Source organism: Cohaesibacter haloalkalitolerans, assembly GCF_003574655.1.
GTDB lineage: Bacteria > Pseudomonadota > Alphaproteobacteria > Rhizobiales > Cohaesibacteraceae > Cohaesibacter > Cohaesibacter haloalkalitolerans.
Map to the genome: position 1 here is coordinate 74,172 of NZ_QNUM01000008.1, position 21,432 is coordinate 95,603.

The 21,432-nt window shown below is 56.9% G+C and carries 15 protein-coding genes; 6 read left to right on the top strand and 9 right to left on the bottom strand.

What is annotated here, in order from left to right:
• Nucleotides 1-95: 95 nt before the first annotated feature.
• The 7 genes from DSL70_RS18470 to DSL70_RS18500 form a co-directional block, all read right to left on the bottom strand.
• Complete coding sequence (locus tag DSL70_RS18470) at nucleotides 96-1,064, bottom strand: CheR family methyltransferase (protein WP_119309457.1); 969 nt, start codon at nucleotides 1,062-1,064, stop codon at nucleotides 96-98.
• Entirely contained in the window at nucleotides 1,061-2,299 is a 1,239-nt protein-coding gene (locus DSL70_RS18475) for a protein-glutamate methylesterase/protein-glutamine glutaminase (protein ID WP_425359367.1), read from the bottom strand. The genes DSL70_RS18470 and DSL70_RS18475 overlap by 4 nt, the downstream gene beginning before the upstream one ends.
• Nucleotides 2,300-2,342: 43 nt before the next feature.
• Entirely contained in the window at nucleotides 2,343-2,708 is a 366-nt protein-coding gene (locus DSL70_RS18480) for a response regulator (RefSeq protein ID WP_119309459.1), read from the bottom strand.
• A 36-nt stretch (nucleotides 2,709-2,744) separates the two neighbouring features.
• Nucleotides 2,745-3,233 (bottom strand): chemotaxis protein CheW, encoded by a 489-nt coding sequence (locus DSL70_RS18485; protein WP_119309460.1) that lies wholly within the window; start codon nucleotides 3,231-3,233, stop codon nucleotides 2,745-2,747.
• Nucleotides 3,230-6,052 carry a hybrid sensor histidine kinase/response regulator gene (locus DSL70_RS18490; protein WP_119309461.1) on the bottom strand — a complete coding sequence of 941 codons (2,823 nt, stop codon included), beginning with the start codon at nucleotides 6,050-6,052 and terminating at the stop codon, nucleotides 3,230-3,232. Before DSL70_RS18490 ends, DSL70_RS18485 begins: the two co-directional genes overlap by 4 nt.
• A 260-nt stretch (nucleotides 6,053-6,312) precedes the next feature.
• A complete protein-coding gene (gene chpT / locus DSL70_RS18495; protein ID WP_119309462.1) occupies nucleotides 6,313-7,023 on the bottom strand; it encodes a histidine phosphotransferase ChpT in 711 nt (236 codons plus the stop codon).
• A gap of 242 nt (nucleotides 7,024-7,265) precedes the next feature.
• The gene (locus DSL70_RS18500) at nucleotides 7,266-7,712 is read right to left on the bottom strand and encodes a YHS domain-containing (seleno)protein (RefSeq protein WP_162916898.1); all 447 of its coding nucleotides are present in this window, start codon (nucleotides 7,710-7,712) and stop codon (nucleotides 7,266-7,268) included.
• 441 nt (nucleotides 7,713-8,153) lie between these two features.
• Between DSL70_RS18500 and DSL70_RS18505 the strand changes: the two genes are divergently transcribed.
• The 4 genes from DSL70_RS18505 (at nucleotide 8,154) to DSL70_RS18520 (ending at nucleotide 14,066) form a co-directional block, all read left to right on the top strand.
• A complete protein-coding gene (locus DSL70_RS18505; protein ID WP_245418277.1) occupies nucleotides 8,154-8,672 on the top strand; it encodes a DUF1134 domain-containing protein in 519 nt (172 codons plus the stop codon).
• Nucleotides 8,673-8,889: 217 nt separating this feature from the next.
• A complete protein-coding gene (locus tag DSL70_RS18510) occupies nucleotides 8,890-10,335 on the top strand; it encodes a coiled-coil domain-containing protein (RefSeq protein ID WP_162916899.1) in 1,446 nt (481 codons plus the stop codon).
• 158 nt (nucleotides 10,336-10,493) lie between these two features.
• Nucleotides 10,494-12,317 (top strand): ABC-F family ATP-binding cassette domain-containing protein, encoded by a 1,824-nt coding sequence (locus DSL70_RS18515; RefSeq protein ID WP_119309466.1) that lies wholly within the window; start codon nucleotides 10,494-10,496, stop codon nucleotides 12,315-12,317.
• Nucleotides 12,318-12,479: 162 nt separating this feature from the next.
• Nucleotides 12,480-14,066 (top strand): peptide chain release factor 3, encoded by a 1,587-nt coding sequence (locus tag DSL70_RS18520; protein ID WP_119309467.1) that lies wholly within the window; start codon nucleotides 12,480-12,482, stop codon nucleotides 14,064-14,066.
• A gap of 111 nt (nucleotides 14,067-14,177) precedes the next feature.
• On the opposite strand, the gene DSL70_RS18525 is transcribed toward DSL70_RS18520, so the two are convergent.
• Nucleotides 14,178-15,371 carry a peptidoglycan-binding domain-containing protein gene (locus tag DSL70_RS18525; protein WP_119309468.1) on the bottom strand — a complete coding sequence of 398 codons (1,194 nt, stop codon included), beginning with the start codon at nucleotides 15,369-15,371 and terminating at the stop codon, nucleotides 14,178-14,180.
• A gap of 227 nt (nucleotides 15,372-15,598) precedes the next feature.
• Nucleotides 15,599-17,452, bottom strand: coding sequence for a dihydroxy-acid dehydratase (gene ilvD, locus DSL70_RS18530; RefSeq protein ID WP_119309469.1), 1,854 nt, complete (start codon nucleotides 17,450-17,452; stop codon nucleotides 15,599-15,601).
• Between the two features lie 547 nt (nucleotides 17,453-17,999).
• Between ilvD and speA the strand changes: the two genes are divergently transcribed.
• Together speA and DSL70_RS18540 are read left to right on the top strand one after the other, a co-directional pair.
• On the top strand, nucleotides 18,000-19,904 hold the full coding sequence (speA, locus tag DSL70_RS18535; RefSeq protein WP_119309470.1) for a biosynthetic arginine decarboxylase: 1,905 nt from the start codon (nucleotides 18,000-18,002) through the stop codon (nucleotides 19,902-19,904).
• A gap of 247 nt (nucleotides 19,905-20,151) precedes the next feature.
• Nucleotides 20,152-21,357, top strand: a complete 1,206-nt coding sequence (locus DSL70_RS18540; RefSeq protein WP_119309471.1) for a saccharopine dehydrogenase family protein — start codon at nucleotides 20,152-20,154, stop codon at nucleotides 21,355-21,357.
• Nucleotides 21,358-21,432: the final 75 nt, after the last annotated feature.

The following is a 21,432-nucleotide window of genomic DNA, read 5'->3' on the forward strand; positions in this document are numbered from 1 at the left end:
GCAAGCGCCACCGGCGCCACTAGAAATCAAAAGAAAAGCCACCCCGATGAGGAGTGGCTCTCGTGTTCTTGACTTTATCAGTTCGCTGTCTGGCGCTACTTGCGACCACCGGGAATGGTTGACAGACGCGAAGACGCAAAAACGGAAGGCTTGGCAGCCGACGGGGAGGCCCCTAGAGCGCGAGCGCCAAAAGCACTCTCCCCCACAGCGAGCCTTGGCGTTGCAATAGAAGGCGTAGCTTTGGTGTCAGCAGCCCCACGGGCGTTGCCATAAAGACCGCGCTTACCAGGAACTGCCTGAAACGCCGTGGTCAGTCCGACAACGGTTTCCGCAGCGCCAAGCAACAGATAGCCATCGTCCGGCATCTGCTTGGACAGCCGCTGCATGATATCGGTCTTGGTTGCCTGATCGAAATAGATCAGCACGTTGCGACAGAAAATCACATCAAACTGGCCAAGCGAGGCAAAGCTCTCCAGCAAGTTGAAATATTTGTAGGTCACCATGGCCCGGATTTCCGGCGCAATCTGCCACATTTCACCATGCTGGGTGAAATATTTCAGCAGCAACTGAACCGGCAGGCCGCGCTGCACTTCAAACTGGCTGTAGAAACCGGCCTTGGCCTTGTCGAGCACTTCGTTGGAAATATCCGTTGCCAGAATTTCAAAACTCAGCCCGCCGAGTTTGGAAGCATTCTCCTTGAGGCTCATCGCCAGCGAATAGGGCTCCTGACCGGTAGACGCAGCAGCACACCAGATGCGCACCCTGCCCCGTTTCCGGGTTTCCAACAAATGCGGAATGATCGTATCAGTGAAATGCTCGAACGGTGTCTTGTCACGGAAGAAGAAGGACTCATTGGTCGTCATCGCTTCCACGACGGCAGTCTGCAAGGTCCGGTCACCAAAGCCCCGAATCTTGCCGATCAGATCACCAATCGACTGCAGACCGGCCTTGCGGGCGATCGGCATCAGACGGCTTTCGATCAGATACTGCTTGTCATTCGAGAGCACCAGACCCGATTTTTCCTTCAGGAACCCCTGCAAGAAAGCATAATCCTGTGGCGTCATGACCGCTCCCCTCTAAAAATACGCATAACTTTGGAGCCTATTTGATTGAGCGGAATGATGGCGGCGCACACACCAGCCTGAGCGGCAGCACCCGGCATACCCCAAACAACACTGCTTGCTTCATCCTGTGCAATAATGCTTCCCCCCGCATCAACAATATGCCGGGCACCATTGGCACCATCATGCCCCATGCCGGTCAGGATCACGCCCAGAGAGGCGGCTCCATAAACCTGGGCAGCACTCTCGAAAAACGGATCCACTGCAGGCTTGCAGAAATTCACCGGTGGACCATCGGTCAGCTTGATGACAGCCTGACCGGCCTGTTTCACCAGTTCCATGTGTTTGCCGCCAGGAGCAACATAGATATGCCCGTTCTGCACGACCTCACCATCCTGCCCTTCCGCAGCAGGCATGCCGGATGCTCTGGCCAGATGATCGGCGAGAATGGCCGTAAAGGTGGCAGGCATATGCTGAGTGATCAGGATCGGCGCCGAACGCATTTGCGGGCCGATTTCCTGCAACAGTTTCTCAAGCGCCTGTGGACCGCCGGTCGAGCTGCCGATCAGCAGCACGCGCGGACGGGCAGATCCCAGTTTGCGCAAGGTGATTCCGTTCGGCCCTGCAACGGTACCGGCTGAAACCGCAGCAACAGGCGCCACAGCCACGCGACCGGTCGAACCATCCGCAGCCAACGCCTGACGGCTCTGCTGGATACGGGACGTCGGCATGGCACCCGGACGAGTTCCGATGCCTGCAGCTGCGCGGGATGCACGAAACTGCGAAGGGCCCTCGTCGCCAACCCCGCCAAGTCCCTTGATCTTGGCAAGCAGTTCATTGCGGAACTCGCGGGATGTGGTGATCTGGCTGTTCGATTCCGGCTTGGGAACATAATCCATCGCCCCAAGGGTCAGCGCTCTAAGACTGATCTCGGCGTTGCGCCGGGTCAGGGTGGAGGCCATCAGGATCTTGGCTTTGGGATAGTTCCGCAGCAGCAACGGCAGCGCCGTCAGCCCGTCCATGTCGGGCATTTCAATATCCAGAACCACGATGTCGGGCCGGGACTTGGCAATGTCTTCGACAGCCAGACGTCCGTTGCGATGAGACCCCACCAGCTCAAGGGCAGGGTCTTCGTTGACCCAACGCCCGATCAAGCCCCTGATAACAACCGAGTCATCAACGACCATAACCTTCACCTGCCGTGAAGGAGCGCGAGCAATAGCAGCCTCTGCGGACATCAAACCCATATTCACAACTCACACAAGAGAGAGAAAAACCGACTTAAATCAACCCGACTTCTTGCAGCTTTGCTTCCACAATATCGCGGTCAAACGGCTTCATGATATATTCGTTGGCCCCTGCGCGAATTGCCTTGGCGATGTGCGCCACGTCATTTTCCGTGGTGCAGAAAATAACCTTCGGGTTTGCGCCGCCTTCCAGCTTGCGAAGCTCCATGAGGAAATCCAGCCCGTCCATGACAGGCATGTTCCAATCAAGCAACACGGCATCAGGCATCTGGGCCTTGCAGCTTTCAAGAGCCTCTTTGCCGTCTTCAGCCTCAAAGATCTCGAAATCGAGATCTTCGAGAATGCGACGGGCAACCTTCCTGATAACACTGGAGTCATCAACAACCAGACAGGTTTTCATATTCTTCGTCTCCAAAGATACCGAAGGGATCGATCACTACGCAGCGACGCTGGTCGTGACCATATCGCCCAGAACACGGTCTACATCGAGGATAACCATGAGTTCCTTTTCCAAACGATGCACCCCTGCTGCTACATCAGCCCAGCGATGATCAAGGTTGCTTGGAACGGCCTCACGGCTCGATTCGTTCAAATCAAGAACTTCACCGACACTATCAATGATGAGGCCATAGGACTCTTCCTTGAATTCGATGCCGATCGCCATCATGTTGCCTTGCTGCTTCAGAGGCTCCAGCCCGAGACGCTTGCGCATGTCGATGGCGGTTACGATGCGGCCACGCAGGTTCAGAACGCCGGCAATCTCGACCTGTGACAGTGGTACACGGGTCACGGATTCCGGCACGAACACGTCATGCACACGGTTGATCGGCAGACCAAACAGCTGACCGGAAATGAAGATGGTCACATACTGGATAGTCTCGTTGACGCTTTCGTCTTCCTGCTCGGGTGCCAGATGGTTTCTCATGCTGCTACTCCCAATTCAATGCGTTGTTCTTTGAGGGAAGCGATCAGGCCAGGACGGTCGAACTTGGCAACATAATCGTTAAACCCGGCCTGACGGCCACGTTCAATCGCAGCCGGCGTGCACAGTGAAGAAAGGGCGATAATCGGAATATCGCGGGTAGCCGGCTGACGACGAATCGCTTCGCAAAGCTCGAAGCCGTTCATCTCGGGCATTTCGATATCCGACACGACGATTTCGTAGCTCGGGTCACGTTCAAGCACGGCGAGCGCTTCGGCACCCGAAGAGCAAACGGTCACTTCGTAACCGGCAGCCTTCAGAACCGGGCCGAGCATGTTGCGGAAGAAGCTGGAGTCGTCAACGAACAGCAGTTTCTTGACCAGCAGATCCTCTTCCGACATTTCCTTGCGATGGAACCAGTCCTCGAAGGCCTGCGGCAGATAGTGGCCCACGTCGATGATCTCGGTTGCCTTGCCCTTGATAACAGCAGTACCCAGGACGCCCGGAACTTCCGAAGACACCTCGATATTGAGTTGCTCGTCGACGATGTCGACAATCTCGTCAACAACAAGACCCATGGACCGACCGGCATCGGAGAAGACCAGCATCGGCTGGCTGCCTTCGGTACGGCGCTGGACGAAGTCGTTGACCTGAACCAGCGGCATCAGGCTGCCACGATACTGGACCATGTCGCGACCGTTGGAGAACTCGATCTTTTCAATCTCGAACTCTTCAAGGCGTGTGACGAGCGAAAGCGGAACGGCTTTCGGCTCTGGCGAACCGGCGCGAAAAATAAGAAGGGAAACAGTGTTCTTTTCTTCCGGAAGCGCCTGCTTTTCGGCTTCTTCCTTGCCAGCTTCCACATCGGTGCCAACATGGCTGCCAAAGGCCTGAGCCACACCATTCGGATCGAGGATCATGATCACGGAGCCATCACCAAGGATGGTGTTACCGGAGAACATCGACAGGTGACGCAGCATGGTCGCCATCGGCTTGACCACGATTTCCTCGGTGTGGAACACCGCGTCAACGACAACGCCGAAATTCTGGGCGCCAACCTGCATGACGACGATGAAGCCGTTGTCATCCAGACTGATGTCATGGTCTTCGTTCTTGTCAATGCCAAGCAGATTGCTCAGATGGATGAGCGGCAGCAGCTTGTTGCGCAAGCGCAGGACCGGAGTATCCTTGATCCGCTCGATCTTGTGCTCGGAATTGTTCTGTACGCGCACCAGTTCGACAACGCTGAGCTGCGGGATAGCAAACCGGTCACCGGATGCCTCGACCAGCAGGGTCGACACGATGGCGAGCGTCAGCGGGATCTTGATGGAGAAGGTTGAACCCTTGCCCGGAACGGACTTGAGGTCGACCGACCCACCGATCAGCTCGATGTTGTTGCGAACCACATCCATGCCGACGCCGCGACCGGACACGTTGGTAATCTTTTCTGCGGTCGAGAAGCCGGCAGCAAAAATGAACTTGTTGATCTGCTGCTCGGACATCTTCTCGAGTTCAGCTTCCGTGGCAAGCTCATTCTTGAGGATCTTGGCCTTGACCTTTTCGGTGTCGATACCACGACCATCGTCCTTGATGTCGATGATGATATGGCCACCTTCATGGTAAGCGGACAGGATGATGCTACCCTTGGCCGGCTTGCCCATGGCAACGCGTTCTTCACCATTCTCAAGCCCATGGTCGGCAGAGTTGCGAACCATGTGGGTGAGCGGATCCTTGATCAATTCCAGAACCTGACGGTCAAGTTCGGTATCCTGACCGATCATGATCAGGTCGATTTCCTTGTGCAGGTCATTGGCCAGATCGCGCACGATGCGCGGCAGTTTCTGCCAGGCATTGCCGATCGGCTGCATGCGGGTCTTCATGACCCCTTCCTGCAGTTCCACGGTGACATTCGAAAGGCGCTGCAACGGCACCTTGAACTCGGAGTCTTCATGACGGCGCACGATTTCGAGCAGCTGGTTGCGGGTCAGCACGAGCTCGGAAACCATGGTCATGAGATGTTCGAGAGTCTCGACATTCACACGGATGGACTGGTGGGCACCACCGCCGGATTTTGGTTCTTTTTCGGCTTTGGGCTCTTCCTTCTTGGCCTTGGCTACAGGGGCCTTGGCCGGAGCTTTGGTAACAGGCGTCTTGCCCATGCGTTTCTGCGCAGCAGCATCGGCAATCGCAGCTTCGGCAGCTTCCTTGGCGCTCTGGGCGACATCGAACCCTTCAGGGCCTTCTGCCTCGCGGAAAGCGCGTTCCAGTTCGTCCAGGGATACTTCGCCAGCCTTCAGCTCCCGCTCTAGAACCTGATAAACTTCATGAGTTGCCTCTTCCACGGGCTTTTGAGCAACGGGCGCTTCCTCAGCAACCTCCGCCACGGGCTCTGAAGCATCGTCCTCACCGGCCAGATCCATCACCGAGGTGCCCTGACCTGCATATTTGCCAATACCCGACAACCGGTCCAGCTGATCGATGAGGTCCTCATCAGATCCGATAGGCTCCGACTCGTTGGCTTCCAGCTCGCTGACAATTTCCTTGATCCGGTCAAGGGACATGAGGATGACCGACACGGACTCCCCGGTTACGGGCGCGCCATCCCTGAATTTTCCCATAAGGGTTTCAGCGGCATGCGCCAAGCTTTCGAGCCTTGGGAGTCCCAGGAACCCGCAAGTACCTTTGATAGTATGCACGAGCCGAAAAATATTATCGAGGATCTGAGCATTGTTTGGCTCTTGCTCAAACTTGACGAGCTCAACGTCTACGACGTCAAGGCTTTCATTTGTTTCCTCGATAAATTCACGTAAAAGATCATCCATGGCCTAAAACCCTGATTCTGGCGGAAACCGGTCTGAACAGACAGTTCTTCCTCTCCAGTCTCGGGGCAAAGCGTTAATTTAAGCTGAAACAAAGCGCACAAACACTCAAACTTGACGCAATTACCGGCACATCTGTTTATAAATATTTCGCGACTTTGGTATGAATGATAATACTTGGTTTATTGACAATAAAACCAATGGGATGAATACAGATCCATCCAAAACAGAGCTTATTTACCCTAAGTGACTTTACCTACCCATCAGGCACCCGCGGTTTCCTCGCTCGGAATGGCAACACCGATCATTTCTTCCGGGTTCGGAATGTGCACCGGCTTGGCTTCGATGGTGATGACATCGTCGACCCAGTCGAAGGACAGATCCATCTTTGCCTCACGGGCAAGCAGGCCCGTGTAGTAAGGCTGGATGGAATTGGCCGTGAACCCCTGCTCATCGGCCGGGCGACCGCGCAGCAGCCGGTCAAGGCTTGCCGGGATGCGGGCATTCTTGCCTTCGGACACCAGCCGGAAGGTCGGATATCGGGCTTCGCCCTCAAGGGAGACCTTGATGGTGCCGCCGCGCGGGATGGTGGTAATGCTGATCATGATGAGGTTCAGCAGCAGCTTGACCAGATTCTTCGGCATCAGAACGCGGGTGCCTTCCCACTCGATCTCGGCCTTCTCCGACTTCATATAGCCGCGCGCAACGCTTTCGGCATCGCCTGTGTCGATCTCGGCACCGGCCGAACCGGCAGCCCCGAACGCAAGGCGGGCAAACTGCAGCTTCGCAGAGGCTGTGCTGGCGCTCTTGGTAATGAGCTCCATGGCGAAGGTTTCCATTTCCTCGCCATTGTCTTCCTCCAGAACTTCAAGGCCGTTGATGATGGCCCCAACCGGACTGATGATGTCGTGACAAACACGGCTGCACAGCAGCGCTGCCAAATCCATGGAGGACAGAGTTTCAATACCAGACATTGCACCCTCAAAAAGCAGTGGCTTACCTTTGGGCTCGGTTCAACATCAGACTGGCCCTGATACTCAACGGATCCCAAAGGATAGCAGATTAGATAGAACACGAATCAAACCATTTCGCTCTTTTCGAAGCATTACCCGTTAGCCACCCGCCTGCCAAGGCCAGAAGCGCCATAATCCGTCTGTTTCACAGGAGCACTAAGCAGTTTCACTCACACACAGACATCATCAGGAAACACGACCGATTATCTTGAGAGCGAACTCTCGATAGAAGGCCATTGCTGGTCAGCCCGCTCCACATGCAGATCCACCGCTTCCGTCCATGCGGCCCGCGCCGTGTAGGAATAGAACAGGAAGAGACGGTTGCGATAGATGGCCCAGACATTGGGGTTGCCGTCGGAAGCATAGCCGCGCGCCACCGCCAGAGCCCCGTGCCCGCCAAATTGCGGCGCATAGACATCAGGGTTCTGCATGAACACCGCCTTGTTGGCCCGCGAGGAGAACAGCCAGGAGACGCCATTCCAGACATACTCATGGTCGCGGGAGCCGCGAACGGCGGCATGCTCGGTGAAATAGGCAACCGGATCATAGCCATAGATGGCAAAGCCGGTATTGGCGTCGGTTACCACGCGCCGGGATTGCGCAGTGGCATGCGCCTCAAGGCTCATACCCGCCCACAGTGCAGAAAGCATCAACACGATCATCGGGAATCGCAAGATCGGAAAGCACAAGAAAGACGCCCCCTGCCAGCAAGCGTGACAGAGCCCGTTCATCCCGGTTCGCAAGGTATGGCTGCGCGGCAAATTGTACCCTTTTTGTCATAAAAGTGCTGCAACAGTGGACGAATTGTCATGTTCATCACTTTTTTGCTCAGATTTTGAACTAGAGATTAACCTGTTAATCTTAAGGTTAATTAAAAGTGTCATCTACAGACCAATGCAAACAAAAGCTGGCTAATTCCGCTTGCAAGTCGTGCAACTACTGTAAAAAATAGCGATCAAACGAAATTCGGTCGGTGGAAAAGCGGCTACTCAATGACAAGGATAAACATAATGGCAAATCTGGCCAGATCATTTGATCTTAGACATGCAGGCAAAGAGCTGTTTTGGACAATCTGCATTATTGCTGCACTGATGATTGGCTCAAGCACGGCGCGAGCTCAGGAAAACCATTACACCGCTGCGGAAATCGTCCAGGCCGGACACAATTTCTTTGGCACCGTCACGGGAGGCCTCGCCTCGCTGGTGGAAAAGGCTGTCTCCAAATACGGTCTGCCAAACGGCTATATCCTCGGACAGGAAGGCAGTGGCGCCTTTGTAGCCGGTGCCCGCTATGGCGAGGGCGACCTGTTCACCAAGAACATGGGCTCTCACAAGGTCTTCTGGCAAGGCCCGTCCATCGGCTGGGATTTCGGTGGTGACGGCAACCGCACGATGATGCTGGTCTACAATCTGCCGACGGTAGACTATCTCTATCGGCGCTGGGTCGGCATCAACGGCTCGGCCTATCTGATTGGCGGCTTCGGCATGACAGTCCTCAGCCTTGAACAGAAATACTACATTGTTCCGATCCGGTCCGGCGTTGGGGCAAGGCTTGGCGTCAACATCGGATATTTGAAATTTTCTCGCAAAGCGACCTGGAACCCGTTCTGATCTTCCAGCAAATTGCGCGTAAATCAGATCGATCTGGTGTTTTTTATTCCGTAAACCATGATTGACTGATAACAATCAGGAAATTGAACTCCCCGAGCTCGGAAACGGGTTCGAGCACGGGGGGTTATGCTATCTGAAGCATCGGCATGATGCGTAAAGGCAGCTTTGGGCATAGACCACGCAGGCAGGGGCTAGAGGCACCGTGATCGCAATCATCATGTACATAATGCTCGGAGTGTTTGTCACTCTGCTGCTGATGCTCTTGATTGTGCCCATGATCTGGCGTCGGGTTGTTCGCCTCACGCGCAAGCGCATGATGGCCGAGATGCCCATGAGCTATAGCGAGTTGCAGGCCGAAAAGGATCAGGTCCGCGCCGAGATGGCAATCGATCTGCGCAAGCAGGAAGTCATCGCCAACCGCCGACAGGACGAACTCGCCAACAAGACGATCCGGATCGACCGCCTCAACAAGACCATTGAAGCGCGCGACGCCCAGATCGCCAACCATCTCGAAACCATCGACGGCTTGACCCGGTCGCTGGCCAGCCAGAAAGACGAGACCGGCCGCGTGTCCGGGCTGTTGCAGACATCCGAACAACAACTTGCCGATGCCCGCCAAACCATCTCCGATCTGGAAGAGACGCGGGATCAGCTCGAAAAGGATATCTATTATCTGGAAACCAACATCGACGAACAGAAGGTCGAACTGGCAGCCCAGATGGCCCGCATCGAGAATCTCCGCGAAGAGATTTCAAGCCTCACCATGCAGCTGAGCGAACAGACCGGCGAGCGTGGCAAGACCGAAACGCTGCTCGGCCAGAAGAACACCGAGCTCGACCGCACCAGAGAGCGCCTGTCCGCCCTTGAGGAAAAGGCCGACACATTGCAGGGGCAACTGGCCGACAAGGACAGCGAAATCGCCAATCTGTCGCGCCAGCTCGAACGCGCCACCAAACAGAATCTCGCCACCGGCGACAACAGCAACACCTTGCTTGCGGAGGCGGAAACCCGTCGACTGGAAGCAGAAGCAAAGATTGCCAGCCTGGCCATGCAGCTTGAAACTCAGCAGAAACTGGAAAATGGAGAAAACCTCTCCAGCATGATCGAGGGGCTCGAAAAGGAAAAACGCGAGCTCCAGTCTACCCTCGACAAGGCCAACGCCAACAATGACGATCTGGCCAGCCAGTTGTCTGCTCTGGAAGCACGGTTGCAGGAGCAGGAAGCCCAGAACGAAAAGGACGCTCAGGGCGACGAGGCTACAGAGGGCAACGACGACAGCGGCAAAACAACCGCTCTGACACCGCATGAGCAAATGCTGAGAGACGAGATGAAGCTGATCGCCACCCGCCTCACCGAATTCAGCGACCTTGGCAATGGCAATAGCGACGAGGCGATCGACGGCCCGACAACCGGCTCACCTGTCAATGCGCCTGCCAATAGCCCCGAGAACGGCACCGGCCCGGCTCCGGCCATCCGCGCATCTCAAGTCAGCGAAGCGGTCAAGCAGTCTGTCGCGAGCGCACCAAAGGATACCACACAAGAGGCAACCAACGGCTCCGAAGGGCAACCGGAGAAGGCCGCAGCAGCTGCCAGCGAGGACCCGTGGTCTCAGGTCTTCTCACTGGCTGATCGGGTGCGGGAGCTTGAAAAAAGCTCACGCTGACCCTTTTCTGCCACCACAGCGTTTCCTACATGAATTCGGGGCAAGCGGGCTCTGCAAACCCGGCAACCCTTGCCAAGAGCCTCGGCATTGTTTAAAGCCAGAGGCGCATTGACGGGGCGTCCTCGCCCCCTCCCATATCTACTCTGGACAGCATTCTCATGGCACCACCGCTCCTTCATCTTCAGGACATTCATCTGGCTATCGGAGGTCAGGCCCTGCTGGCCGGAGCCGAACTGGCCGTCCATGAGGGAGATTCCATCGCACTTGTCGGCCGCAACGGATCGGGCAAATCCACCCTTCTGAAGATCGCCGCCGCCCTAGTTGAACCGGATCATGGCGAACGCTTCTTCCAGCCGGGCACCACCCTGCGCTATCTACCGCAGGAACCGGACCTTTCGGCTTTTGCCACCGTGCTCGACTATGTCGAGGAAGGGCTGGCACCGGGCGATGCCCATTACCGGGCGCAGTATCTGCTTGATGAAATGGGACTGACCGGCAAGGAAAATCCGCGCGAGATTTCCGGTGGCGAAGCCCGCCGCGCCGCGATTGCCCGCGTTCTGGCCCCAGAACCCGATATCCTGCTGCTTGACGAGCCGACCAACCATCTTGACCTGCCCGCCATCGAATGGCTGGAAAGCGAACTGAAACAAATCCGCTCGGCCAAGGTGATCATCAGCCACGACCGCCGGTTCCTTGAAAATCTCACGCGCAACGTGGTCTGGATCGATCGCGGCACTGCCCGCCGCTCGTCACAGGGCTTTGCCGATTTCGAAGCTTGGCGCGACGATATTTTCGAACAGGAGCGCATCGAAGAGCAGAAACTCAAGCAGAAGATCCTCGCCGAAGAGGACTGGATCCGCTATGGCGTCACGGCACGGCGCAAGCGCAACGTCCGCCGCCTCGGCGAACTGGGCACCCTGCGCGAGAAGAAGCAGCAGATGGCGCAGAACCGCCCGCAGGGCGACGTGCGCATGAGCGCCACCGAGGGCGAAAGCTCCGGCAAGTCGGTCATCAAGGCAAAACACATCTCCAAGAGTTTCGATGGCCGGACCATCGTCAAGGATTTCTCGATGGAGATCCTGCGCGGTGACCGTATCGGCATCGTCGGACCGAACGGGGCCGGCAAGTCGACGCTCATTAACCTGCTGACCGAAGGCCTCGAGCCCGACAGCGGAACGGTCGTGCTGGGCACCAACCTACAGATGGTGACCCTCGACCAGAAGCGCGAAAGCCTCAATCCCGACTGGACCCTCAAGGAAGCCCTGACCACCCACAGCGGCGACATGGTGCAGGTCGGCGACAGCCACCGCCATGTGGTTGGCTACATGAAGGATTTCCTGTTCCGCCCGGAACAGGCCCGCAGTCCGATCTCGGTATTGTCAGGCGGCGAACGCGGCCGCCTCATGCTGGCCCGCGCCCTTGCCAAGCCCTCGAACTTTCTGGTGCTTGACGAGCCGACCAACGACCTCGATCTGGAAACCCTCGATCTGCTTCAGGAAGTCATCAATGACTATACCGGCACCGTGCTGCTGGTCAGCCACGACCGTGACTTCCTCGACCGGCTCTGCACCACCACCCTCTATGCTGAAGGCGATGGTCGCTGGACCGAATATGCCGGTGGCTATAGTGACATGATCGCCCAGCGCGGCAGCGGCGTCACCGCCCGCAAAACCGGCCGCAAGGACAAGCCCGGCAAAGCCGTCGACGCCCCATCCGACCGCCCAAGCGCTCCGAAACAAACGAAGGGCCTGACCTTCAAGGACAAGCACCTGCTGGAAACCCTTCCTGCCAAGATGGAAGAAATTCAGGGCAAGATCGACCGCCTGCACGCCCGCCTCGAAGACCCGGACCTCTTCACCAAGGACCCGGAAACCTTCAACAAGGCAGCAAAGGCCCTTGAGGCACAGGAAGAGCTGCTGGCCAAGGCCGAAGAGAAGTGGCTGGAGCTGGAAATCCTGCAGGAAGAGCTCGGCGAGAGCTAGCCTCGCTGCCAGCCGCTTTTTTGATGGAAATTTGACCCTCTTTCGCCTATGGTCCGGCCCAAATCGGATCCCTTTCGCGATTGATCGCGCCCGCCCTCAGGAGCTGGCGCTGAGCATCGCCTGAAAACCAGCCGCTCGTCCGGCAAGAAAGACAAGAAATCAATGCCTGCATCTCATGAAATTCGTCGCACCTTTGCGATCATCTCACACCCCGACGCCGGTAAGACCACCCTCACCGAAAAGCTGCTCTATTTCGGCGGCGCCATCCGCATGGCCGGTCAGGTCAAGGCGCGCGGTGAAAAGCGCCGCGCCAAGTCGGACTGGATGAAGATCGAACAGGAACGCGGCATCTCTGTCACCTCCTCGGTGATGACCTTCGAACACAAGGATCTGATCTTCAACCTGCTCGATACGCCGGGCCACGAAGACTTCTCTGAAGACACCTATCGCACGCTGACCGCCGTTGACAGCGCCATCATGGTGATCGACGCCTCCAAGGGTATCGAGGCCCAGACGCTGAAGCTGTTCGAGGTCTGCCGCCTCAGGGACATTCCCATTATCACGCTGGTCAACAAATGCGACCGCGAGGCGAAGGATCCATTCGAACTGCTCGACGAGATTCAAGAGACCCTTGCGCTCGACGTCGCCCCGCTGGTGCTGCCAATCGGCTCCGGCTCGACCTTCCATGGCTGCTTCAACGTGACCAACGGTGAATATTACACCGGCGCACACAAGGGCGAGGCGTTTGACCGGATTGTCGAAACCTCGGGCATCGACGATCCACAGCTTGACGAACTGGTCGACGGCCAGTTGCTGGAAGAATGCCGGGAGATGGTAGAACTGGCCAGCGTCGGCTATTCCGAATTCGATCTGGACAGCTATCGTGAAGGCCATCTCTCGCCGGTCATCTTCGGTTCGGCGCTCAAGGACTTCGGCCCGACCGCCCTGCTCGACCTCATCGCTGAGATAGCACCAGCCCCGCGCCCCTCACCGGCGACCACCCGCACGGTGAACCCGGACGAGAAGAAGGTCTCTGGCTTTGTGTTCAAAGTGCAGGCCAACATGGATTCCCACCATCGCGACCGCGTGGCCTTCATGCGTATCTGCTCGGGAGACTTCAAGCGCGGCATGAAGCTGCGCCAGATCCGCACCGGCAAGGACGTCATGGTCCACAGCCCGATCATGTTCTTCGCTCAGGATCGCGAGATCGCAGACGAGGCCGGACCGGGCGATGTCATCGGTATCCCGAACCACGGAACCATTCGCGTTGGCGACACCTTCACCGAAGGCGAACAGCTGCAGTTCACCGGCCTTCCCGCCTTTGCGCCGGAAGTGTTGCGCCGCGTGCGCCTGCCGGACGGCACCAAGGTCAAACAGCTGCGCCGCGCGCTTGAGGATCTGGCCGAAGAGGGCCTCACTCAGGTGTTCAAGCCCAACATTGGCTCCAACTGGATCATCGGCCTCGTCGGCATCCTGCAGCTCGACGTGTTGAAATCCCGCGCCAAGGCCGAATATGGCGTTGACATCGATTTCGAGCCAATCACCTACAACATGGCCGTCTGGGTCAAGTGCGACGATCCGGTCAAGATGAAGGCCTTCATGTCGGCCAACGTCAACAACATCGTCCATGACCGCGAAGGCAGTCCGGTTTTCCTTGCCAAGAGCCAGTGGGAAATCGACTTCACCAAGGAACGCCACCCGGCCATCACCTTCATGAAGACCCGCGAGCTGATTCAGGCCGAAGCCTGATCGCGGATCTGGCAGATCAGCCTTGATGGAATAGCAAAAACCCGGCCCCAAAGGGAGCCGGGTTTTTCATCTCAGCCTGCTGTTGGCAAGCGATCAAACGAGCAACAAGCCTCAGAACGTGAGGGCATTTTTGACCTTGTTCAGCTTCTTCTCTTCCAGATTGGCAAAGTCCTGCTGCACATAGGTGCCCTTGAACATCACCACCCGAACATCATAACCACCCGAAATTTCGGCAACATTCGCCTTGTAGAAGATGTCGCAGGTATCGATCATGCCACGCAGCCAGTCGGAAGGTTCCTGATCGGGATTGTCGCGGGCGATTTCCAGACGATCGAGGAAATTCTCCACATCCGGCATCTTGGCCATTTTCAGAGCACAATTGGCATTGTCGCTGATCACCCGGTTGGGCGCAGCCGTCAGTTCTGGATAGGATTCCGCCAGCTTGCCTTCGATAACGGACTTCTCGACATCGACCATCAGTTTGGTGTCGGAGTCCATCATGTAGATCGGCTGGCCGTCAAGATCCATGCTGCGCGCCAGCTTGAAGCGCTTGGACACGCCTTCCTGATCGCTGGTGCATGTCACGATCTCGCCGGTACCGGTGCAATTGGCATAGCCGTTTTCCGTGAGGATCGTGCGGGCGTGATCATAGCTCTGCCCCAACGTGATGCCGAAGAAGGCCGGAGCCCCCTTGCTGAAGGAAAGCGTCGTGTTGGCCCCGGTCAGAGGCTTGATCGGCGTTGATGTACTGCTCGGCGCCGGGTCATTGCTGACAACCTCCGGCGCGTCCGCCATGGTGTCAGCAGGGGCACTGGCAGCATTGTCACTACCCTGATCGACCGGAGCCACAGTGTTGTTGGCGGCCGGCGGGTTCGACAACGGTGCATTTGGAGAAACCGGGTTGAAATGGGCCTGTTCGAACTCTGGCGAGAACAGCACGCTGACCTGTTCATTGGTCAGACGTCCGGTCACCGGGAAACCGGCCTCATACTGGAAGTCTGAAATCGCGGCGCGCGAGCGACGGCCCATAACACCATCAGCCCCACCGGCATTATAGCCCAGATAGTTGAGGCGGGTCTGAATGTCCATATTGTAGCGGGTTTCCTCCGGCGTCTGGTAGTAGCGCGGAGGGGGTGGCGGGCGGCGGACCGGATGAGAATGGGCGGCAGCCCCTCCAAGCATCAGGCCCAGGGTTCCCCCGATAATGGCCCCGGCAACAGCGTCTCCCCCGCCAGCCATGGCTGGGGATGCAACACTCACATATGAAAATCCGAGCATCAAAGCGGCAATGAGTTTTTTGTTCATGGTCAATCTCCAGCTAGCGACATAGCCCCCAAAACGGAAGCGCAATCTGGTTTTGGAAGCTTAGCGCGAAAAGTCTGAAACAAGAATAGGGTTTATTGTACAGATGCATTTCCACGCATTTATGCATAACAAGCCGATAGCAAAAAAGCCCGCCATTTCCATGGCGGGCCCTGATTTTCTTGCATTCGGCCAGGCCGGGGATACGTGCCCCGGATCATCTGAAGCGCTCAGTCGTCGCGCTTGAGGCCCGTAAGATCGCGAACAGCACCCTTGTCGGCCGACGTGGCCATCAGGGCGTAGGCCTGCAACGAACGGGAGACAATGCGCTCGCGCTTCTCGGCAGGCTTCCAGCCATCCGCCCCCTTGGCATTCATCGCAGCGCGACGATCTGCCAGCACGGCATCGGTAACAGCAGCATTCATCGACCGGTTCGGAATATCTATCTCGATGATATCCCCCTCCTCGATGAGGCCAATGGCGCCACCGGCAGCCGCTTCCGGAGAAACGTGGCCGATCGACAGACCCGAGGTACCGCCCGAGAAGCGGCCATCGGTGATCAGCGCGCATTCCTTGCCCAGCCCCATGGATTTGAGATAGGAGGTCGGATAGAGCATCTCCTGCATGCCCGGGCCACCGCGCGGCCCTTCGTAGCGGATGATGACCACGTCCCCGGACTGGATCTTGCCACCGATGATGCCTTTCACGGCAGCTTCCTGACTCTCGAAAATGCGGGCCGGACCGGAAAATTTCAGAATGCTCTCGTCAACACCGGCAGTCTTCACGATGCAGCCGTCAAGGGCGATATTGCCGAACAGCACGGCCAAGCCGCCATCCTGACTGTAGGCATGTTCCTTGTCGCGGATACAGCCGGTGGCACGATCCTTGTCCAGTTCCTTGTAGCGGCTGGCCTGCGAGAAAGCCTCGATGGAGCGAACTCCGCCCGGTGCAGCTTTGTAGAGCTGTTCAACAGCAGCACTGGGCGAGCCCATGATATCATAGGTATCGATGGCTTCACCAAGCGTCTTGGCATGAACCGTCTTGCAGCCGCGATGGATGAGACCGGCCCGGTCCAGCTCAGCCAGAATGCCAAAGATGCCACCTGCCCGGTTGCAATCCTCAACGTGGTATTTCTGTGTCATCGGCGCCAGCTTGCAGACGTTCGGCACGATCCGCGACAGGCGGTCGATGTCCGCCATCGTGAAGTCCACTTCGCCTTCCTGCGCGATGGCCAGCAGATGCAGCACCGTGTTGGTGGAACCACCCATGGCGATATCGAGTGTCATGGCATTCTCGAAGGCCTCAAAAGTGGCAATGTTGCGCGGCAGGACGCTGGCGTCCTCTTCCTTGTAATAGCGTCTGCACATTTCCACCGCCTTGCGACCGGCTTCAAGGAACAGCTCCTTGCGGTCTGCGTGGGTGGCAACGATCGTGCCGTTGCCCGGCAGCGCAAAGCCGAGGGACTCGGCCAGACAGTTCATCGAGTTGGCCGTGAACATGCCCGAGCAGGAACCGCAGGTCGGGCAGGCGAATTCCTCGACCTTCTGAACGACGTCATCGGAAACTTGCGGATCGGCACCCATGATCATCGCATCGATGAGGTCGAGCTTGTGGTCGACGCCCTCAACCTTGCCCGCTTCCATCGGGCCACCGGAAACAAAGACGGCCGGGATGTTGAGCCGCATGGCCGCCATCATCATGCCCGGGGTGATCTTGTCGCAGTTGGAGATGCAGACCATGGCATCAACGCAGTGGGCATTGACCATATATTCAACGGAATCGGCAATGATCTCGCGAGACGGCAGCGAATAGAGCATGCCGTCATGGCCCATGGCGATGCCATCATCAACGGCGATGGTGTTCATTTCCTTGGCAATGCCACCGGCGGCCTCGATTTCGCGCGCCACCATCTGCCCCAGATCCTTCAGATGCACATGCCCCGGCACAAACTGGGTGAAGGAGTTGACCACCGCGATAATCGGTTTGCCAAAATCCTCATTTGCGACGCCGGTCGCACGCCAAAGCGCACGGGCACCAGCCATATTGCGGCCATGGGTCGAAGTCTTGGAACGATAGTCTGGCATTATAAAGTCCTTTAGAGGGAAAATGGCACATATCGGTCGATGAAAAGGATCAGCATGTGCAAATTCACTGCACCGCGCATCAGGCGGGTACAATCGGGTGCCTTCTGTTTAAACCAAACCTGAAAGGGCTGACAATAGCATTTCTTTCAAAATCTGCATCATTCACGCACAATTTGAAAAGACAAATGGACAAACGTCAACGATCTGTGGGGATCATCACACTGTCCAGCATCAGCGCCAACATCTCCCTGGGACTTTCATGAAACGGTCTCAAATATCCCATAATCATACGCAGGCTGTTCTGTGGCCTTTGGTTTTTGGGGCCTTAATACAGCCATGAATACCGGACAGAACAGCGCGAAGCGTCGAGCCTTGCCGATAGACAGGGAACACTGTACAGCCGCGTGAAATATGATATGTGTTATATTCGAAATTTCACTTGCACTACCCTAGGCTTTCGGCCATATGCAGGCAACCAAGTGCAGTGTTGGCACGACACGGATAGAAGCCCGAAAGCGGGCTGTTTTTTCATCAAGAGGACAGGCGATTGAGCGACACGGAACAAGAAGCTCCTTGTGCAATCTATGGCATTGAACGCTGGGGTAATGATCGTTTCAAAGTGCTGGAAAACGGCAACATCGGTCTCATCACGCAACACGACACAGGGGCGACAACGACCGACCTGACGTCCATCTTGCATTCGCTGGAAGAACGCGGCATTGCATCGCCCATTCTTCTGCGCGTTGCCAACAGTCTGAAAAGCCAGATCGACCGCATCAACACCAGTTTCGCCAACGCGATCAAGGAACTGAAGTATCAGGCCTGCTATCGCGGCGTATTCCCGGTCAAGGTGAACCAGCAGGCGCACGTGATCGAGAAGATCGTCGAATATGGTGCCCCCCACAATTTCGGGCTCGAAGTCGGCTCCAAGCCGGAGCTGATCATCGCCCTTGGCCAGCGCCTTTCCAAGGACGCGCTGTTGATCTGCAATGGCATCAAGGACAGCGAGTTCATCAATCTCGCCCTTCTGTCGCGCAAACTCGGCTTCAACACGATCATTGTTCTGGAGAGCAAGTCCGAGCTTGATCTGGTTCTTGAGGAATCCAAGAAGCTGAAGATCCGCCCGCTGCTGGGCATCCGCATCAAGCTCAACAACCGCGTCACCGGCAACTGGGCCTCCTCCTCGGGCGACCGTTCGGCCTTTGGCCTGTCCTCGCCGGACGTGCTGCATGTGATCGACCGTCTGAAGGAAGAAGGCTATCTGGACTGCCTGCAGCTGCAGCATTTCCATCTGGGCAGCCAGGTTCCGGATATTCTCGACGTGCGCCGGTCTGCCGCCGAGGCATGCCGCTTCTTTGTCGAATTGCGCAAGGAAGGCGCTCCGCTCAACTATATCGATCTGGGTGGCGGCCTGGGTATCGACTATACTGGCGAGCACAAGTCGACCGAAAACTCCATCAACTACTCCACCGACGAATATTGCTACAGCATCGTCGAGGCCGTGATGAACACGATGGATGATGCCGGTCAAAAGCACCCGACCATCGTGACGGAAAGCGGTCGCGCAACCGTTGCCTACAGCTCGATGCTGCTGTTCAACATCATCGATGTCACCCACTACGAGGAAGACACCTCGGTCGAGGTGACAGAGGACGACAACCGCTCCATCCGCGACATGCGCGACGTTCAGAGCTATCTGACCCCAAGCCGTCTGCAGGAATGTCTCAACGACGTGACCTTCTATCGCGACGAGGTACGCCGCAACTTTGGACGCGGCGAGGTTGGTCTGCGCGATCTGGCCAAGGCAGAGAAACTCTATCTCAACCTGCTCGCCAGAATGCGCAAGGCAACTGAATCCGACGAATGGGTATCGGATGACGTTCTCTCGGCTCTGGAGTCGGCTGCCGATATCTATCACGCCAACTTCTCGCTGTTCCAGTCACTGCCGGACGTATGGGCCATTGATCAGCTGCATCCGATCATTCCGATCCAGCGCCTCAACGAGACCCCGACCCATCGGGCGATCCTCAGCGACATCACTTGTGACAGCGATGGCAAGGTCGACCAGTTCGTGTTGGCCGACGGCATTTCCCAGTCTCTCCCGGTGCACAAGCTGGCCGAAGACGAGCACTATTGCATGGCCGTGTTCTTTGTCGGTGCCTATCAGGAAACGCTGGGCGACCTGCACAACCTGTTTGGCGACACCAACGTCGCGACCATCGAAATCAAGCCGGACGGCGATTTCAACCTCATCCACGAAGTGGAAGGGGACACCATTTCTGAAGTGCTGAGCTATGTGGAGTACAATCCGATTGCACTCTCCAACAGCTTCAAGCAGATGGTGGAGGAAGCGGTTTCCGACAAGAAGCTGACCGTGAAGGAACGCAAGGCCATCATGAGCGCCTTCAAGGAAAGCATGAACGGCTACACCTATTTCGAACATCAGAGCTGATGACACCAGCATGATGCCGGTTTCCAGACCGGCGTCATGCTTTCGCCAGCAATGGGTGCCCTCACCCGATCATCTTTGGTATGGTCTGCAGGAAAGCGGATTCGTTTGAGACGAACACCGCCGCATGAACCCAGCACAGATCTGGCATTGGCATTATTGAACAAGCCTTCCGCCCGGGAAGGCAACAGTCTTTATTCAGGAGCGGAGAGGCATTCCGCTCGGCCCTTTCAGAAGAAGGAAAGAACACATGAACAAGGTTCTGGTTATCGGCGCAGGTGGCGTCGGCTCCGTTGTGATCCATAAAATGGCACAGCTTTCCGAGATCTTCGGTGACATCACGCTGGCTTCGCGCCGCATTTTCAAATGCGACGAGATCGCTGCTTCCGTGAAGGAACGGACCGGAGTTACCATCAACACCGCCGAGGTCGATGCCGATGACGTGGATGCGCTCTCTGCCCTCATCGACAAGCTGGGTGTCAGCCTCGTGGTCAACGTGGCCCTGCCCTATCAGGACCTCAACATCATGGACGCCTGCCTGAAATCCGGCGTCAACTATCTGGATACCGCCAACTACGAACCGCGCGACGTTGCCAAGTTCGAATACAGCTGGCAATGGGCCTATCAGCAGCGCTTCGAGGAAGCGGGCCTGATGGCTCTGCTCGGCTCAGGCTTCGACCCGGGCGTTACCAACGTCTACACCGCCTATGCCAAGAAGCATCTGCTCGACACGATCGAGTATCTCGACATTCTCGATTGCAACGGCGGCGACCATGGCCAGCATTTCGCCACCAACTTCAACCCGGAAATCAACATCCGCGAAGTCACTGCTCCGGTCCATCACTGGGAAAACGGCGACTGGGTCACCACCCCGGCCATGGGCAACAAGCAGGTCTTCGATTTCCCGGCCGTTGGCGAGAAGAACATGTACCAGATGTATCACGAGGAGCTGGAAAGCCTTGTGAAGCACCTGCCGGAAATCAAGCGCGCCCGCTTCTGGATGACCTTCGGCGATGCCTATATCAAGCATCTGGAAGTGCTGCAGAATGTTGGCATGACCCGCATCGACCCGGTCATCTATGAAGGCAAGGAAATCATTCCGCTGCAGTTCCTCAAGGCTGTTCTGCCGAACCCGGGCGATCTGGGCAAGACCACCAAGGGCAAGACCTGCATCGGCAACATCATGACCGGCGAGAAGGACGGCAAGGCCAAGACGGTCTATGTCTACAACATCTGCGACCATGAAGAATGCTATGCCGAAGTTGGCTCGCAGGCCATTTCCTACACCACCGGTGTGCCTGCCATGATCGGTGCCGCCCTGATGCTCACCGGCAAATGGTCTGGCAAGGGCGTATTCAACATGGAACAGCTTGATCCGGATCCGTTCATGGATATGCTCAACAAACACGGCCTTCCATGGGAAGTGCACGACCTGGACAAGCCGCTCGACTTCTAGGTCCCGATCGATCCTTCGAGCCCGGCCCTGCCGGGCTCACTTGTCTTAGCCCGCAAGGGCCTGTTCTCGAATGGA

Excerpts from the sequence above, each read along its gene's own strand:
- DSL70_RS18510 (WP_162916899.1), top strand. The coding sequence starts at position 8,890 with ATGTACATAATGCTCGGAGTGTTTGTCACTCTGCTGCTGATGCTCTTG.
- ilvD (WP_119309469.1), bottom strand. The coding sequence starts at position 17,452 with ATGCCAGACTATCGTTCCAAGACTTCGACCCATGGCCGCAATATGGCT.
- DSL70_RS18485 (WP_119309460.1), bottom strand. The coding sequence starts at position 3,233 with ATGAGAAACCATCTGGCACCCGAGCAGGAAGACGAAAGCGTCAACGAG.
- DSL70_RS18520 (WP_119309467.1), top strand. The coding sequence starts at position 12,480 with ATGCCTGCATCTCATGAAATTCGTCGCACCTTTGCGATCATCTCACAC.
- chpT (WP_119309462.1), bottom strand. The coding sequence starts at position 7,023 with ATGTCTGGTATTGAAACTCTGTCCTCCATGGATTTGGCAGCGCTGCTG.
- DSL70_RS18515 (WP_119309466.1), top strand. The coding sequence starts at position 10,494 with ATGGCACCACCGCTCCTTCATCTTCAGGACATTCATCTGGCTATCGGA.
- DSL70_RS18490 (WP_119309461.1), bottom strand. The coding sequence starts at position 6,052 with ATGGATGATCTTTTACGTGAATTTATCGAGGAAACAAATGAAAGCCTT.
- DSL70_RS18525 (WP_119309468.1), bottom strand. The coding sequence starts at position 15,371 with ATGAACAAAAAACTCATTGCCGCTTTGATGCTCGGATTTTCATATGTG.
- DSL70_RS18470 (WP_119309457.1), bottom strand. The coding sequence starts at position 1,064 with ATGACGCCACAGGATTATGCTTTCTTGCAGGGGTTCCTGAAGGAAAAA.
- DSL70_RS18475 (WP_425359367.1), bottom strand. The coding sequence starts at position 2,299 with ATGTCCGCAGAGGCTGCTATTGCTCGCGCTCCTTCACGGCAGGTGAAG.
- DSL70_RS18540 (WP_119309471.1), top strand. The coding sequence starts at position 20,152 with ATGAACAAGGTTCTGGTTATCGGCGCAGGTGGCGTCGGCTCCGTTGTG.
- DSL70_RS18500 (WP_162916898.1), bottom strand. The coding sequence starts at position 7,712 with ATGCTTTCTGCACTGTGGGCGGGTATGAGCCTTGAGGCGCATGCCACT.
- DSL70_RS18505 (WP_245418277.1), top strand. The coding sequence starts at position 8,154 with ATGATTGGCTCAAGCACGGCGCGAGCTCAGGAAAACCATTACACCGCT.
- DSL70_RS18480 (WP_119309459.1), bottom strand. The coding sequence starts at position 2,708 with ATGAAAACCTGTCTGGTTGTTGATGACTCCAGTGTTATCAGGAAGGTT.